14 protein-coding genes and 3 pseudogenes are annotated in these 14896 nt (G+C 67.6%); 10 read left to right on the top strand and 7 right to left on the bottom strand.

Annotated features, from left to right (window positions below; genetic code table 11):
* Positions 1-437: 437 nt before the first annotated feature.
* Positions 438-3449 carry a S8 family serine peptidase gene (locus tag J1C73_RS35505; protein ID WP_207316922.1) on the top strand — a complete coding sequence of 1004 codons (3012 nt, stop codon included), beginning with the start codon at positions 438-440 and terminating at the stop codon, positions 3447-3449.
* 98 nt (positions 3450-3547) lie between these two features.
* Here the strand turns inward: J1C73_RS35505 and J1C73_RS15685 are convergent, their stop codons facing one another.
* Positions 3548-3793, bottom strand: coding sequence for a DUF397 domain-containing protein (locus tag J1C73_RS15685; protein ID WP_207316921.1), 246 nt, complete (start codon positions 3791-3793; stop codon positions 3548-3550).
* Positions 3790-4653, bottom strand: coding sequence for a helix-turn-helix domain-containing protein (locus J1C73_RS15680; RefSeq protein ID WP_242644231.1), 864 nt, complete (start codon positions 4651-4653; stop codon positions 3790-3792). The genes J1C73_RS15685 and J1C73_RS15680 overlap by 4 nt, the downstream gene beginning before the upstream one ends.
* Positions 4654-4807: 154 nt before the next feature.
* Here J1C73_RS15680 and J1C73_RS15675 point away from each other — a divergent pair, with 154 nt between their 5' ends.
* Positions 4808-5269 (top strand): ATP-binding protein, encoded by a 462-nt coding sequence (locus tag J1C73_RS15675; RefSeq protein WP_207316919.1) that lies wholly within the window; start codon positions 4808-4810, stop codon positions 5267-5269.
* 21 nt (positions 5270-5290) lie between these two features.
* Here the strand turns inward: J1C73_RS15675 and J1C73_RS15670 are convergent, their stop codons facing one another.
* Positions 5291-5911 (bottom strand): L-threonylcarbamoyladenylate synthase, encoded by a 621-nt coding sequence (locus J1C73_RS15670; RefSeq protein ID WP_207316918.1) that lies wholly within the window; start codon positions 5909-5911, stop codon positions 5291-5293.
* Positions 5912-5981: 70 nt separating this feature from the next.
* Between J1C73_RS15670 and J1C73_RS36030 the strand changes: the two genes are divergently transcribed.
* Positions 5982-6221 (top strand): profilin, encoded by a 240-nt coding sequence (locus J1C73_RS36030; protein WP_372446691.1) that lies wholly within the window; start codon positions 5982-5984, stop codon positions 6219-6221.
* Positions 6222-6265: 44 nt separating this feature from the next.
* On the opposite strand, the pseudogene J1C73_RS34920 reads toward J1C73_RS36030, so the two are convergent.
* Positions 6266-6457: pseudogene (locus tag J1C73_RS34920) on the bottom strand (cold-shock protein); the annotation flags it as partial.
* Between the two features lie 513 nt (positions 6458-6970).
* Between J1C73_RS34920 and J1C73_RS15655 the strand changes: the two are divergent.
* Together J1C73_RS15655 and J1C73_RS15650 are read left to right on the top strand one after the other, a co-directional pair.
* A complete protein-coding gene (locus tag J1C73_RS15655) occupies positions 6971-7471 on the top strand; it encodes an RICIN domain-containing protein (protein WP_307797700.1) in 501 nt (166 codons plus the stop codon).
* An 843-nt stretch (positions 7472-8314) separates the two neighbouring features.
* A complete protein-coding gene (locus tag J1C73_RS15650; RefSeq protein WP_207316914.1) occupies positions 8315-8767 on the top strand; it encodes a MarR family winged helix-turn-helix transcriptional regulator in 453 nt (150 codons plus the stop codon).
* 172 nt (positions 8768-8939) lie between these two features.
* Here the strand turns inward: J1C73_RS15650 and J1C73_RS15640 are convergent.
* Positions 8940-9871 (bottom strand): annotated as a pseudogene (locus J1C73_RS15640) (transposase); the annotation flags it as partial.
* 258 nt (positions 9872-10129) lie between these two features.
* On the opposite strand from J1C73_RS15640, the gene J1C73_RS15635 reads away from it, so the two are divergent.
* Positions 10130-10486: a hypothetical protein gene (locus J1C73_RS15635; RefSeq protein ID WP_207316911.1), complete on the top strand. Its 357-nt coding sequence runs from the start codon at positions 10130-10132 to the stop codon at positions 10484-10486.
* Positions 10487-10569: 83 nt separating this feature from the next.
* On the opposite strand, the gene J1C73_RS15630 is transcribed toward J1C73_RS15635, so the two are convergent.
* On the bottom strand, positions 10570-10725 hold the full coding sequence (locus tag J1C73_RS15630; RefSeq protein WP_207316910.1) for a DUF2283 domain-containing protein: 156 nt from the start codon (positions 10723-10725) through the stop codon (positions 10570-10572).
* A 286-nt stretch (positions 10726-11011) separates the two neighbouring features.
* Here J1C73_RS15630 and J1C73_RS15625 point away from each other — a divergent pair, with 286 nt between their 5' ends.
* Positions 11012-11596, top strand: a complete 585-nt coding sequence (locus J1C73_RS15625; RefSeq protein ID WP_207316909.1) for a hypothetical protein — start codon at positions 11012-11014, stop codon at positions 11594-11596.
* A gap of 449 nt (positions 11597-12045) precedes the next feature.
* Positions 12046-12375, top strand: a pseudogene (locus J1C73_RS34915) (DUF6281 family protein); the annotation flags it as partial.
* Here J1C73_RS34915 and J1C73_RS15620 read toward each other — a convergent pair.
* Positions 12309-13085 (bottom strand): helix-turn-helix domain-containing protein, encoded by a 777-nt coding sequence (locus J1C73_RS15620; RefSeq protein ID WP_207316908.1) that lies wholly within the window; start codon positions 13083-13085, stop codon positions 12309-12311. The pseudogene J1C73_RS34915 and the gene J1C73_RS15620 overlap by 67 nt on opposite strands.
* Positions 13086-13192: 107 nt before the next feature.
* On the opposite strand from J1C73_RS15620, the gene J1C73_RS15615 reads away from it, so the two are divergent.
* Together J1C73_RS15615 and J1C73_RS15610 are read left to right on the top strand one after the other, a co-directional pair.
* Complete coding sequence (locus tag J1C73_RS15615) at positions 13193-13966, top strand: class I SAM-dependent methyltransferase (protein ID WP_207316907.1); 774 nt, start codon at positions 13193-13195, stop codon at positions 13964-13966.
* Between the two features lie 312 nt (positions 13967-14278).
* On the top strand, positions 14279-14896 hold a 618-nt coding region (locus tag J1C73_RS15610), incomplete at its 3' end, for an aldo/keto reductase (protein WP_207316906.1).

Genomic DNA, 14896 nt, shown 5'->3' with positions numbered 1-14896 from the left:
GCCCCAGAGTGGCGAGACGCTTCAGCGCCTGCCCCGTACGGGCCACCCCGGCCCCCGCGCTCTCCGCGAGATCACGCACCGCGCTCTGCGATCCCGACAACACGGCCCGGTACACGCCCTCGTCGAACGCGCTCACACCCACAGCTTCCAGCACAACAAGCCTCCTCTGCCCTACCTGTGGGGCCGTGCCGGACCGGTGCGCGGGCAGGTCGAGTCGCCGGTCGGCCGTCCCCTGACAGGTGGCGTGTTTGGTCACCACGCCAAAGACGCCAACAGATTATCTGGACAGCGAGTGATCGCACAGCGTTCACTTCTGCCGAACCGTCTGTCAATCAGTGCACGTGAGAGGCGGTTCGCGTCCCCCGGCCCTCCGCCCATGCCACAGGCGAGCACTCCCGCTCGTCCACCCGGCATGCCCGAATCCCGTGAGGAACCCCGTGACATCTCAGCCGCGAAGAGCGTCCCGCACCCGACGCGCAGCCATCGGCGCTCTGCTCACCACCAGCATCGCCGCCCTCAGCCTGCCTCTCGCCACCCCCGCCACCGCCACCGGCCAGGACTCCCCCCTCGCCGCCGGCACCTACCTGATCACCCTGGCCGACCAGCCACTCGCCACCTACGACGGCACCGTCGACGACATTCCCGCCACCAGGCCCACCCCGAGCCGGAAGCTCGACGTCACCACCACCAACGCCAAGCGCTACCGCACCCACCTGGTCGACGAGCAGACCCAGGTCGCCAAGAAGGTGGGCGCCACGGTCCGTCAGCACTACGCCGTCACCACCAACACCTTCAGCGCCCGGCTCAACGCCCGCCAGCTCGTCCGCCTGGCCGCGACCAAGGGCGTCACCGGCATCGCCCCCGACAAGTTCCACCACGCCACCGACGACAAGAACTCCACCGACTTCCTCGGCCTCTCCGGCCGGAAGGGTCTGTGGGCCTCCCTCGGCGGCACCGCCAAGGCGGGCAAGGGCATCGTCATCGGCGACATCGACACCGGCGTCTGGCCCGAGAGCGCCTCCTTCAAGGCCCCCGCGCTCACGACCGGGAAGCCCACCGGCAAACACGGCGGGAAGCCCGGCAAGGACGACCGCTACCGGCCCTACCTCGACGGCACCACCACCGTCATGAACAAGGCCGACGGCACCACCTTCAAGGGCACCTGCCAGACCGGTGAGAGCTTCACCGCCGCCGCCTGCAACCAGAAGATCATCAGCGCCCGCTACTTCGGCGAGGGCTGGCTCCGCGCCGTCCCCGAATCCAACCGCGGCGGCTACATCTCCCCCCGCGACAGCGAGGGCCACGGCACCCACACCGCGTCCACCGCGGCCGGTAACGCCGGTGTCCGCGCCACCGCCGACGGCAAGGACCTCGGCACCATCTCCGGTGTCGCCCCCGCCGCCACCATCGCCGTCTACAAGGCCCTCTGGCAGAGCAAGGACGGCACCCAGGACGGCGGCCTGACCAGCGACCTCGTCGCCGCCATCGACCAGGCCGTCGCCGACGGCGTGGACGTCATCAACTACTCCGTCGGCGGCATGTACGAGAGCGAGTACAACGACCCGATCCAGACGGCGTTCCGCAACGCCTCCGCCGCGGGTGTGTTCGTCTCCACCGCCGGGGGCAACGCCGGTCCCGAGGCCTCCAGCCTCGACAACACCGCGCCCTGGACCACCACCGTCGCCGCCGGAACCATCGCCTCCCACACCGGCACGGTGACCCTCGGCAACGGCAAGAGCTACGTGGGTGTCAGCACCAGCGTGCAGAACACCGTCGGCTCCGCGCCCCTCGTCCTCGGTGCCACCGTCAAGACCGCCGGCGCCGACGCGGCCGACGCCGCCCTCTGCATCAAGGGCACCCTCGATCCCGCACGCACCGCAGGAAAGATGGTCGTCTGCAACCGGGGTACCAGCGCCCGCATCGACAAGTCCGCCGAGGTCAAGAGGGCCGGCGGCATCGGCATGGTCCTGGTCAACCTCGGTAACGAGAGCACCGACGGCGACCTGCACTCCATACCGACCGTCCACCTGAGCGGTCCCGACGCCGCCGCCGTACGTGCCTACGCCGCCACGGGCAACGCGACCGCCACCCTCGCCAACGGCGGCAAGAGCGCCGTGTACCCGCAGGTCACCGGCTTCTCCTCGCGCGGTCCCTCCCTCGACGGCAAGGGTGACCTCCTCAAGCCCGACATCACCGCGCCCGGCGCCACCATCCTCGCCGCCGTGGCTCCGCCCGGTAACGCGGGCCGTGACTTCGACTACTACTCCGGCACGTCCATGGCCGCCCCGCACATCGCCGGTCTCGCCGCGCTCTACCTCGCCGAGCACCCCACCTGGTCGCCGATGAGCATCAAGTCGGCCATGATGACCACCGCTTCCCCCACCAAGACCAACGACGGCAAGAACAGTCGCGACGTCTTCGCCCAGGGCGCCGGCGAGGTCGAGGCCCGAGCCATGCTCCGGCCCGGACTCGTCTACGACTCCAGCGAACCGGACTGGCTGGCCTACCTCGAAGGCGTCGGTGTCGACACCGGCACCGGAACCAAGGCCATCGACCCCAGCGACCTCAACTACCCCTCCATCGCGATCGGTGACCTCTTCGGCACCCAGACCGTCACCCGCACTGTCACCGCCACGTCGGCCGGCACCTACCGGGCCAAGGTCGATCTCCCCGGCGTCAAGGCCACCGTCTCCCCGTCCGTCCTGCACTTCAGCCACCCCGGGCAGAAGCGCACCTTCACCGTCAAGCTCGACGTGACCACCGCACGTGCGGGAGCCCTCGCCACCGGATCCCTCACCTGGGCCTCCGGCCGCATCACCGTCCGCAGCCCGATCGCCGTCACCCCGCAGAGCGTCCGCGCGCCCGCCGAGATCAAGGGCACCGGCGCCAAGGGATCGGCCACCTACTCCGTCACCCCGGCCACCAGCACCCTCACGGCCACCACCTACGGCCCGGTCTCCTCACCCCTCACCAAGGGCACCCTGACCGGAACCGCCGAGGTCTACTACGAGGCGACCATCCCGGCCGGCACCAAGGCCTCCCAGATCTCGGTCCACTTCGACCTGGACGCGGGCAACATCGGCGGCCTGGTCTGGGGGCCGATGGTCGACGGAGTCCTGCAGAGCGCCCAGTTCGGCGACGTCGACAGCGAGGGAACAGCCACCATCAGCGTGCCGCAGCCGACGGCCGGGACCATCTTCGTGGCCGTGATCGCCCTCGACGAGACCGGCACCGGCGAGAGCGTCACTCCGTACACGTACCAGGTGAACAACATCGCCGAGAAGAGCCCGGCCACGGGCAAGGTCACCGTCACACCCGACCACGCCCGTGTCACCCCCGGCACCCCGACCGACCTGACGGCCGCCTGGTCCGGCGCCCCGGCGGTCACCCGGTCCACCACCTGGATCGAGTACTCCAACGGTGCGGGCACCTTCCTGACCCTCAACTGACCCGGATACCCGGAAGCGGTGCCCCGGCGCCGCCACCGTGGTTCCCGTAGAACACGGGTGCCCGGCTCCTCAGGGAGCCGGGCACCCGGTTCGCGCGCTCAGCCCTGGACCGCGTACGTGACGAAGTTCGTCCAGGAGGCGGGGGAGAGGGCGAGTTGGGGGCCCTCTTCGACCTTGGAGTCCCGGATGTGGACGGTGGTGGGGCAGGTGGCGACCTCTACGCAGTCGTCCCCAGAACCACTGCTGTAGCTGGACTTGTGCCAGGACAGGGCGACTTCGACGCAGCTGTCGCCGTCGCCACCGCTGTAGCTGCTCTTGAACCAGGACAGTTCCGTCGTGTTCATGGTGCTCCTCGCATCCGCCGCAACAGGCTCACGGAATCCTCCAGTGAGAGAGCCTGCGAACGCATCCTGGCATATCGCATTTGGAGCACGCTCACGACTTTGCGCTCGGAGATGAACTGGGAGCTCTTCTGCCCCTCGCAGTATCCGAACCAGCTGTTCTCCGGAGTCTCCAGGAGCTGCATGGGCCCGTCCAGCCCCGCATGCCTCTCGCGTACCACCGGCATGATCTGAATCTCGATGTTCCGGAGCGAGGACAGTTCCAACAGGTGCTCGATCAGCCCGGCGGCCACCGCGTCGCCGCCCGTCCTGCGCAGCAGCAGGTGTTCCTCCAGGATGAAGCTGTAGGCGGTGTTGGGCCGCTGCCGCAGCAGTTCCTGCCGCTCCAGCCGGGCGGTGAGCTGCGCCTCGATCTGGTCATCGCCCAGCGGCGGAAGCTGCTCGACGAACAGCGTCCGCGCGTAGGCCTCCGTCTGCAACAGACCGGGCACCAACCGGCATTCGTACGTGTTCAGGGCGATCGCGTCCTGCTCCAGCCGCGCCCACTGGCGGAACCAGCTCGCAAGCCCCGGCCGCCGCGACAGGTGCTTTGCCGCGGCCCTCAGTACCCCCATCGCGTCGAGCACGACCTCGGCCCGCTCCACGAACGTCGGCGGTGGGAAGCGGCGGCCCTGCTCGATCGAGGCGACCATCGGCAGTGAGTAGCTCACCAGCGGGGCGAACTCCTCCTGAGTGAGGCCGGCCCGTTTGCGCAGGACCTTGAGCACCTCCCCGAACGCCTTGAGACTGTCCGACGACTCGGGCTCACCGCAGGCCCCCGCCAGTCCACCCGTACCGCCCGTACCGCCCGTGCCCTCGGCCATGTGCGGCCACCTTCCGTGCGCTCGTCCCCGGTCCGCAACTCGCCCATGGTCACGCATCGTTACGCAGGCCGTCCACTCTCCGTACCCGTACGCTGACGTACCGTACGGGTTCCGTGGCTGGTCGCACGGGTCCCGGCCGAGCACGCTGACCCGCATGGAAGCATCCGTCACCCCCCACCGGCCGTGCACCGAGAGGCTGTTCGTGCAGCGGTTCAGCTCCACCCCCCGAGGGGCGCGGCTCGCCCGCAGGCTCGCTGTTCATCAGCTGCACGTCTGGGGCATCCCGTACCGCTCGGACGTGTCCGACACCGCCGCGCTGCTGGTGGCCGAGCTGGCGGCCAACGCGGCGACGCACGGCCGCGTACCGGGAAGGGACTTCGAACTGCTGCTGGGCCTGGCCGCCGGAGGCCCGGAGGCGCCCGGCAGGCTCCGGATCGAGGTCAGCGACACCCGGGGCGAGCGTCGGCCGCCGGGCCCCGGGGAGGTCGTGAAACCGCCGCCCGGGTCCGGCGGCGGGTACGGGCTGGTGCTCGTCGAGGCGCTGGCGGACCGGTGGGCGGTGCTGGAGCGCGTACCGGGGAAGACGGTCGGCGTGGAACTGGACCTGTTGTACTGAACCCGGCCCCGCCCCGCCCGGTTACTCGAAGCGGGAGGTGTCGCCCGCTCCCCGGCGTACGATTTCCAGCTCACCGCTGGAGAAGTCGATGACGGTGGTCGGCTCCGTGCCGCAGTCGCCGGAGTCGACCACGACGTCCACCTCGTGGTCGAGCCGCTCCTTGATCTCCCAGCCCTGGGTCATCGGCTCCTCCTCGTCGGGCAGGAGCAGGGTGCTGGAGAGCAGCGGCTCGCCGAGCTCCTCCAACAGGGCCTGGACGACGGCGTGGTCGGGGATGCGGACGCCGACGGTCTTCTTCTTCGGGTGCAGCAGCTGGCGCGGCACCTCCTTCGTCGCCGGAAGGATGAAGGTGTACTGGCCGGGCGTCGCCGCCTTCACCGCGCGGAACACGTCGTTGTCGATGTGCACGAACTGCCCGAGCTGGGCGAAGTTCTGGCACATGAGCGTGAAGTGATGGCGATCGTCGAGGTTGCGGATCGCGCGGATGCGGGAGATGCCGTCACGGCTGCCGAGCTGACACCCCAGCGCGTAACAGGAGTCCGTCGGGTACGCGACGAGCGCGCCGGAGCGGATGCTGTCGGCCACGTTGCTGATGGTGCGCCGCTGGGGGTTTTCGGGGTGTACATCGAAATACTTCGCCATTCGGCGAGTCTACGGCTTGTCCCGCGAATGATCTCTGAACTGGTGGGGACGTGGTCGGTGCCCGACGCGAGTGGTGCCCGGTCCTCCGGCGGAAGGGACCAGGGGCGGCCCTCGCGAACCGGATCTGCCCCTTCGCCGCTCGATCCACGGCAAGCATGGCGCCACCGGGGTGGCCCCGACCAAGACGAACCAGGCCATCGTCATCGCTCACTACAAGCGAACAGGGGCAGCCGGGGAACGCTGCGAACGCCTTGGAGGAGGTGGCCGACCACCTCCTGAAGAAGGGCCTCCGAAGGCCGCGGCCCGTTGATCCGGAGTGCTGTCGTGGGCGACCGCCGAGGGGGCCGCTCCTTTGACGTCTTCTGACTGCGGGCCCTCCGGGCCCTGGATCACGTCGAAGCTGACCCTGTCGTTCTCCGCCGGCGCCCTGGGGGCCTCGCTCTGGATCGCGGTGAAGTGGACGAGCACGTCCGCGCCGCCGTCATCCTGCGCGATGAAGCCGAAGCCCTTGTCGGCGTTGAGCCATTTGGCTGCGCCTGTAGCCATCGGCGCGTCCCTTGTCTTTCTTCCACGGCGCGGCGATCCCCGCCGCGCCTCCGGTCCCGCCGGTTCGCTGCGCCGCTGAGACCGGCCGCTCGCGGTGTGCTACCCCGCAGGTGTTTTGCGGGCCTGCGGGGACCGGGGCTCCGCCTGGCGCATCACCCCCCACGGCGAGGGCCAGGACGACGGAGCCGATGACGGCCGGGGCACGTGCCGGGACCGACCCGGGCGCTCGCCCAACGCGGCTGCGAGCAGACCGATCTTCAGCGGCGGGCCTTGGCGAACCCCTGTCGGCGGAGATGCCGGTGGCGACTGCGAGCGCGCGGAGTCACTTCAGACGCTCCGAGTGCTTCGGGCGCCCTCTGTGCCCCAGCCCCCCGCATCGATACTTTCAGTCGCGAGCTGACTACGTACAGAAATAATTCAGTTTTTGGTGCATCAGCGGAACCGGAGCAAAGTATGAAGCTTTACCAGAAATGGGCTGCCGGTGCGGGTGCTCTCGCATGCACCGCGACACTCGTGTCCAGCACGGCCGTTACGGCGGCAGCCGATGACGGGCGCCCCGCGACGCGGTCGATCGTCGCCCAGCAGTTCACCCTCAGGCTCGCCGGCGACCCGGGGCAGGTCGCCAACGTCCGGGGAGCGGCAACGGGCAACGGTGTCCCGGTCATCCAGTACCCCTGGTCCGGCACGTCCAACGAACGCTGGGAAGCGGACGCGGCTCTGGGCGGCTACTACCGATTCAAGTCCATCGGCAGCGGCAAGTGCCTCAACGTCAACGGAGGCGGGAGCGCCAACGGCACCCAGGTCATCCAGTACACCTGCGGAAGTGCCGACAACGAACTGTGGAAGTTCGTGCCCAAGGGCATCGGCTACCAGGTCGTCGTCAAGTCCAGCGGCAAGTGCCTCAACGTCAACGGGGGTGTCGGCGTCGGGAACAACCTGATCCAGTACGACTGCACCTCCCAGGGGGTGGCCAACGACGTCTGGCTGCCCGTCTGGGAACCCGACACCATCTGAATCCCCGGCAGGACGGCAGAAGCGGGCTGGCTTTCACCCTGCGGGTGACGGGCCCAGCCGTTTCGAGACAGCACCTCCGCGGCCGTCCGCGACGGAACGGCGCGGGCGGCCGTTCGCGGGGGTGGTGAGGAACATCGGGCAGGGGTGGAGTCGCGCAGCCGAGCCGCTGGTTGGCTCAGGCGGCCTCGTCCATGAGGCCGTCTGGGCTGACGGTGACGCTCTCGCCCTTGATCTTGCGGGCCCTCTCCCGGTGCCGGTGGACCGTGGTGTCGTGCAGGCGGGCATGGTGTGCGGTCGTCTCTCCGGAGGAGTGGTCGAGCGGGACGCGTACGATTCCTTGCGGGACATCCCGAGTGATCGGCCTGGTTCCATAGGTGTGGCGCCACTGATGGGGCGTCAGACGCGTGCTTGTCGCGAGCGGCGCACCGCTTCAGCCGGATGTTGAGCCGGCTCCGGAGGGAGCGCGTGGCCGGCGCTCCAGGACGCGGCGCTGCTGGGTTGTGGGCTGGGCCTCGATCTCCTCGTCGATGAGGTCAGGGCCTCGCGCTTCATCCTCCGGTGGAGGTAGCGCATGCAGGTGGCGCCGTCGGAGTCGCGCAGGATGTACGCGAAGGCCGGATTGCAGATGTCGCCGACCCGCAGGCCGCAACCCCGAGGGGCGCCTGGTGACGCTGGTCCTGATGCGGATGGCGGGGTACGCCACGCAATCGATGTGCACCATGCATTAGAAGTGCTTCATGCATATGAAGTGCAGCATGCATACGGTTCGTGGTATATCTGTACAGAGCGGTGGCCTTCCCGGCAGGGAGGCAGGCCCGCACCCGCAGTCGAAGGAAGCCTCGCGTGGACATGCCCGTGGACCGGATCGAGTTCGAGACCATGCTTCTCGGCCGCCATATGAATCTGCTCGCCTCCAGGGGCGGCGGCCGGCTGGACCGGAGTGCCTACATCCTCCTCAGCCGCATTCAGGTCGAGGGCCCGATGTCCATCGGTGATCTGCGTGACGCCTTCGGTCTGGACGCCTCCACGCTGAACCGGCAGACCGCCGCCATGCTGCGGGCCGGTGTCGTCGAGCGCATTCCCGACCCTGAGGGCGGCATCGCCCGGAAGTTCGTCATCACGGAGGAGGGCGCGCAGCGCCTGGACCAGGACCGGTCGGAGAACCTGGAGGGCCTCGGCTCGCTGCTGGCCGACTGGACCCCCGAGGAGGCGGCCCAGCTCGCGGACAATCTCGCCCGGCTCAACCGCGACATCGAACGCCTCGACGGGCGGCCCTGGCCGCGGGACAAGCCCTAGCCTCGATCGTCCATGAGCCCTCGTCGGTGTACTGACGGGGGTTCTGTGTTTGCGGGGCGTGGTCTTTTCGGGGCTGGGGCAGGTTGATGGCCCGGGTGTCGCGTCGGACGGGCGCCGGGTTCCGCTTTCCCGGTGTGGTGGTGCGGATCGTTGGGGCGGTCGGCGTGGCTGGTCAGCCGGGGCTCGGCAAGGCATTGAGCCGGTCGATTGCCCGGGTGACTTCGTCGGTCCAGGGCCATCGTGTGGTGAAGCGGAGCCGGTGGCGGCCGGTGTCGCGGGCGTTTCGGATGCGGTCCTCGCAGCGGGCCCGGCGGCGGTGGCGCAGTTCAAGGTCGGCGAGCCGGCCGCCTTTGGCGTTGGTCGCGATGCAGGTCAGTCGCAGTCCGTCGAGGTCGGTGAAGCGTAACTGGGCGCCGGGGTGAGGCCGTTCCTTGCGGGCGGTCAGCTGCATCCCCTTGGACCACGTGCTCAGGGGCGGGCATGTCGGTGATCTCCGCGACCCAGGTGCCGGGCCGCTCTGTGCCGCAGGCGTCGTAAGCCGGTGTCCACGCCTTCTTCGGGATCTTCAGGACGGCCTGGTGCATGGCGTCGGTCATGGTCATGCCGACGGAATGCGACAGCCACCGGCCCCGGCGGGAGAGCCAGTCGAGGAAGGCGTGGGTGCCGCCGGCGGAGTCGGTGCGGATCAGTGCCTGCGGCCGCCCGCCGCAGGTGTTGGGGGGGCTGGGCCAGGGCGAGTTGGGTGGTAGTGATGTGATCGCTCGCGGTGTTGGAGCCTGCGTTGCCGGGCCGCAGCAGCGCGGCCACCGGCGCTCCGGAACCGGCCTGGCCGTGGTCGACGAACGCGACGAGCGGATGATGGCCATAGGCCTTCTTCCAGGTCGCGGTGGCGTCCTGCTTCTCGGAGTGCGCAAGGACCAGCACGCCGTCGATGTCCACGGTCACGCGACCGTCGGCGGCCGGACCGTTCGCCCCGGCCGGTTTCCGGACCCGCGACCGTACTTCGGCCCGCGCCGACCGGATCGCGGTGAGCGCCTTCGGTCCGGCTGCGGCGAGGGCGTCGATGAGCCGTGAGACCGTGGGATCGGGCACCACCGGGCCGAACACGCGGCACCCAGACCCCCACCCGCACCTTCCACCATGACCGGAACGTCTGGAAAGCGATAAAGAGGTAGTTTTAATTCTGTGGGGCAAGCTGGGTCGCTTGCCCCACAGGGCTATAGGGAGGCTTGACCTGTGCGGTTTCCGAGAATGATCAACCGCTTCTTACTCGTTTCTGGGTTGCTCGCCCTCTCCGCTTGTGGAGGTGGAGGCGGAGACGGAAAGAGCAGCGGGGACGAGACCTCCCCGGACGGTCTCGCCGTGAAGGGCGAGAACCCGAAGATCCTGGTTCACAACCGCGATCTGGCCGAAGACATGCTGGTGGGCGGACGTCTCCAGTACATTGCTGACGGCGACTGCCTGGTGGTGCACGCCGACAAGGGCGGCGCCGAGGTCACCGTGTCACCGATCTGGTCGAAGGACGTGCAGCCAGCCCGCGAGAACGGCAAGCGGGGTGTCGAAGTCCCGAACTTCGGCACGATTATGGAAGGCGCCACGATCAAGGCGGGCGGCTCTTTCTGGGAGGCAGACGACGCCAGGATGAAGGACGCGGACATCGCGCGGGCGTGCCGGCCGGAAGGGGGCTTCATCGTCCTCAACGCCGGCTCCTTCAAATAGGCCTTATCCATGGTCGGGTCACTGAGCCTTTTCCAACCTGCGGCAGAGTGCGGCGGGTGGCGCGATCGCCGTGCTTGACTGCTTCATATGCCGTCCGCGTCCAGCCGCTCCGCGGACTGGAGCAGGTGCTCGGGCAGTTTTGAACCGGCCGCCAACACCTCGATGCCGATGAGGCGGCCGTGCTCGTCGAATTCGAGGTTGGTCATGCCGCCGACGTCCACCGGATCGCAGGGATACATGTGCGCAGACCGTACGCGGACCTGGGATTCGTGGGCGGCGTCTGAGCGTCGGCCGCCAGGCCTTCCTCGCACTCGCTCACCTGTGCGTGGGACAAAGGCGATGTAGCAATTGCACGCGCGCCCTGGCTCCAGTTCCTTGGGGCCAGGGCGCGTGCCCCGAGACGTGACCGCGTAAATTTTTCACACCGTCGCGAACTGCGACAATCTGCATCTGCATATTTCAAACCAGGCGGCACGGGACGGCGCTTTAATCCCATGCCGCCCTTGACTGAGTGGGATAATCAAAATGATTCACTTCTGGCGGGCCGCCTTCATGCTCTCGCTCGTCGGTTCCGGAATTATTGGAATTCTTGTGGCTGTTTCTATGGCCGGCGTACTCGGGCTGGAGGGGGAACAGGAAATGAATGATATCTTGCTCCAGTCCTTCGTGGCAGGCGCTCTCGTTTCCACGCTTTTCGCCGCTCTTGTCGCCTCGGTGAATTCGGTTCACCTGATGCGCAATGTGGCCCGTTTCGGGCTTCAGGTAGAGAATTCTTCGCCCTCCGTCCGCTATGTGCAGGAGTTCGCCGCGCCAGTGGTCGAGGTTGCTGACACGACCCAACTTATCGAGGCGTCTGTTCGGGGGCTCAAGGAGTGTGCGGGACTCTCTGCCGAGGTTAAGATCGCAAACGCCGAGACGGCTCATATCGTCTGCTCGGGGGCTAGTGGCGGAAATGTGATTCTGGAAATTCAGACATCCATAGTCTCCAATTCTGTTCACGTATCAATAAAAACCGCTCCTGAATCCTCTTGGAAAAGACTTAATGGGGGAGCTTCGTGGATAATTTCCGAGATTGCCCGTTCTGTCGTAACGAAATCCACTGTCAGGTAATTTCCAACATCTCTCGATTCTTGTTCTTCTTGAGATGGGCCGCCTTTAAGGCATCTGAATTTCCTGTCGGCGAGCGCGCCATCGGCCTGAAGGGCTATCGGCTTTTCGTGACGACAGGTCAGGTCAACTGGCCGGCTGTTTCGGCTTGTTGGGTTGAAGGCGGGCGGGCGGGCTGGTGGCCTGGCTGTCGCGTCGGGTTCCCCAGGAGCAGCGGCCGACACCGCTCGGCTGACCTGAGTGTGATCTTGCCGCCTGCCCCAGGCTGCAAGATCACACCTCGGTCCGAACCGCGCGCCAAGGGAACCTGATCCGATTTGCCGACGTCGAAGGTCGGAACACGAGAGCCTCACCGCCGGCACGATCTCATTCCCGTGCTGAGAAATGGCGAGGCCACTCGGCAAAGAGGAGGCACTCCTCTTCTTTGGAGCAGCTACTGAGGGGGGACACGCATGAGTTGGACCAGGCGATCCGCTGGATTGCTGGTGGCGGCGGCCATGGTGATGTCAGTAGGCGCGTGCACGGCCGATAGCGGTGGCGGTGACCATGAAGCCATCTGCGCCAATGTCTTCACCTACCAGGACAGATCATATGGGGACGTGGCGAACGTGAAATTCACACTTGGGAAGAAGCTCGGCGTCGCCACCCAACCAGCCACCTGTGACGACACCGGCGGCCAGGACAAGAGCGAGGAGCCGGTTACTACGGAGACTGCCTACGAAGTGGACGGCATCTCTCCCAAGGTCGCCATCGCCATTGGGGACACACCGAAGACAGCCACGTTCTTCGCCGTTTCCTCCGGCTCAGAGGTCCCGCCCGAGGTGCGGAAACTGATCGACGGCTCCTGATCTGAAAGGCGGGGTTCGGTGTGGTTCCAAAGCTGACGCCACACCGAACCCCGCGCACCGGACTGGGCCGCCACGTAACGGCCATTCGCAGCCTCGCTGTCAGCCGGCGCGTCCAGCACGCCCACAGCCGCTACAGCGAGCGTTCCAGGGGGATCGGGCGTGATCAATCTGCGCGTTTCGCCCTGGGCGAGCGGGCGGGTCCGGTAGTCCGCCTTGCGGCCCGGCCACCCGGCCGCAGGGCGGCGGACCTGCACGTCGGTGCCGTCGATCCGCAGCTTCACACCCTCGGCGGCGGCGTAGGCGAACACGTCTTCCAGGGTGCGCAGCCCGATCCCGGGCCGGTCCGGCACGGCGAACCCGCGCGCGGCCAGCAGTGGCCTGATCTGCCGGACCGCCCCGGAGATCGTGGAGCGGTCCACCCCGAGCAGCTCGGCCAGCGCGGCGTCCGGCAGGTCATGGCGTAGCTTCATCAGCGTCACCAGCAGCCGATCCAGGAACGACAACTGGTGTTTCGGGCCGGCTCCTTCGGCGCGCCGCCGATCGCCCCCGCCTCGCTGGACCAGAGCCGATTCCTGCTGCGCCTCCCACTTCGGGGCCAGTTCAGCGACAAGCTCGCCGAGATGCTCCCGGCTGATACCGGACACGGGAGGATGGGCGAAGGCCGCGCGGGCCCACGATTTCGTCACACAAATCCAACCCGCGCGGCAATATTCTCGTTACGGCCGTAGACCGTCAGCAGTAGCGTTCCATCATGGCCTCATACTCTGCGCAGGACTTCTACGATCAGCTTGCCGAGGACTACCACCTGATCTACGCGGACTGGTCGCTGTCTGTATCGCGGCAGGGGAATGCCCTGGACGCGCTGGTCCGGCGGTATCTGGACGGTGCCGAGCCACTGGCAGTCCTGGACTGCTCATGCGGGATCGGGACGCAGGCGATCGGCCTGGCCGAGCACGGGCACCGCATCGTGGGCAGCGATCTGAGTCCGGTTGCCGCGGTTCGAGCGGCTAAGGAAGCGCAGCGGCGGGGGTTGACAGTAGCGACGTTGGCGGCGGACATGCGCTCGCTGCCGTTCGCCGACGCCTCGTTCGACGTCGTGCTGAGTGCGGACAACTCGCTGGCGCACCTGCTGACCGAGGACGATGTCTGCCGTGCGGTGGGTGATATGCGGCGAGTCGTGCGAGACGGCGGGCTGCTGGTGCTCTCGCTGAGGGACTACGGCGACGCCCGACAGGCTCGGCGGCAGTCCACGGTTCCGCAGGTGACGGAGAGCGACGCCGGGCAGGTGGTCACCTTCCAGCTACGGCACTGGCACGACGACGGCGTCTACGATTTCGATCACGTGCAACTGCTGCCGGATGGCGAGACCTGGCAGGTCCGGGTCCGGCGGGCGACGTCGCGGGCCTGGACACTGGAGGAACTGGCAGAACTCGTGCGAGAGTGTGGGTTCGGCAACGTCACGTGGCACGGTGTCGAGGAGGCGCACTTCTTCCAGCCGGTGTTGACTGCGCGGCCTGTGGCCTGACCCGCACATCCAACAAACACATCCTCACGTCAGGGCCACAAGCCGCCGGGCTATCGCTCCCCGAGTCGTTTAGTGGTCGAGCCATGATCGGTCGTGGCGACGGACCCGCGAGGGCGGTTTGCCGTCGGGGGGCTGAGTAGTGCCCCACGCGCTCGGCCGAGAATTGACAGTTCGTTACTCGCTGCCACTGGGTTCTCTGGTACGTCTGGCCGAAACGGTCGAAACCTGACAGGGCACGCATGCCCCACGCCTCCGAACTCCGGACCGAGACGTATTGCGTTAGAGCGCACTACAACTCCTAGGTTCGGAAGCATGCGATACATCAAACTCGGAACGACCGGACTGGAAGTCTCCGCCATCACCCTCGGCTGCATGAGCTTCGGCGAGCCGGACCGGGGCGGCGAGCCCTGGTCGCTGGGCGCGGACGCCAGCCGGGACATCATCAAGCAGGCCATCGAGGGCGGCGTCAACTTCCTCGACACGGCCAATGGGTACAGCGCCGGAAGCAGCGAGGAGATCGTCGGCCAGGCGGTCAAGGACTTCACCCGGCGCGAGGAGGTCGTTCTCTCCACCAAGGTCTGGATGCGGATGCGCCCCGGCCCGAACGGCGCCGGGCTGTCCCGCAAGGCGATCTTCGCCGAGCTCGACGCCTCCCTGAAGCGACTGGGGACCGACTACATCGACCTGTACCAGATCCACCGCTGGGACTACGACACCCCGATCGAGGAAACCCTCGAGGCGCTGCACGACGCGGTCAAGTCCGGGAAGGTCCGCTACATCGGAGCCTCTTCCATGCACGCCTGGCAGTTCGCCAAGGCCCTGTACCTTGCCGACCTGAACGGCTGGACCCGGTTCGTGTCGATGCAGGACCACTACAACCTCATCCACCGAGAAGCAGAGCGGGAGATGCTCCCGCTCTGCTTCTCGGTG

Source organism: Streptomyces laculatispora (genome assembly GCF_017353455.1).
Classification (GTDB): domain Bacteria; phylum Actinomycetota; class Actinomycetes; order Streptomycetales; family Streptomycetaceae; genus Streptomyces; species Streptomyces laculatispora.
This window is presented reverse-complemented; position numbering and strand designations above follow the sequence as displayed.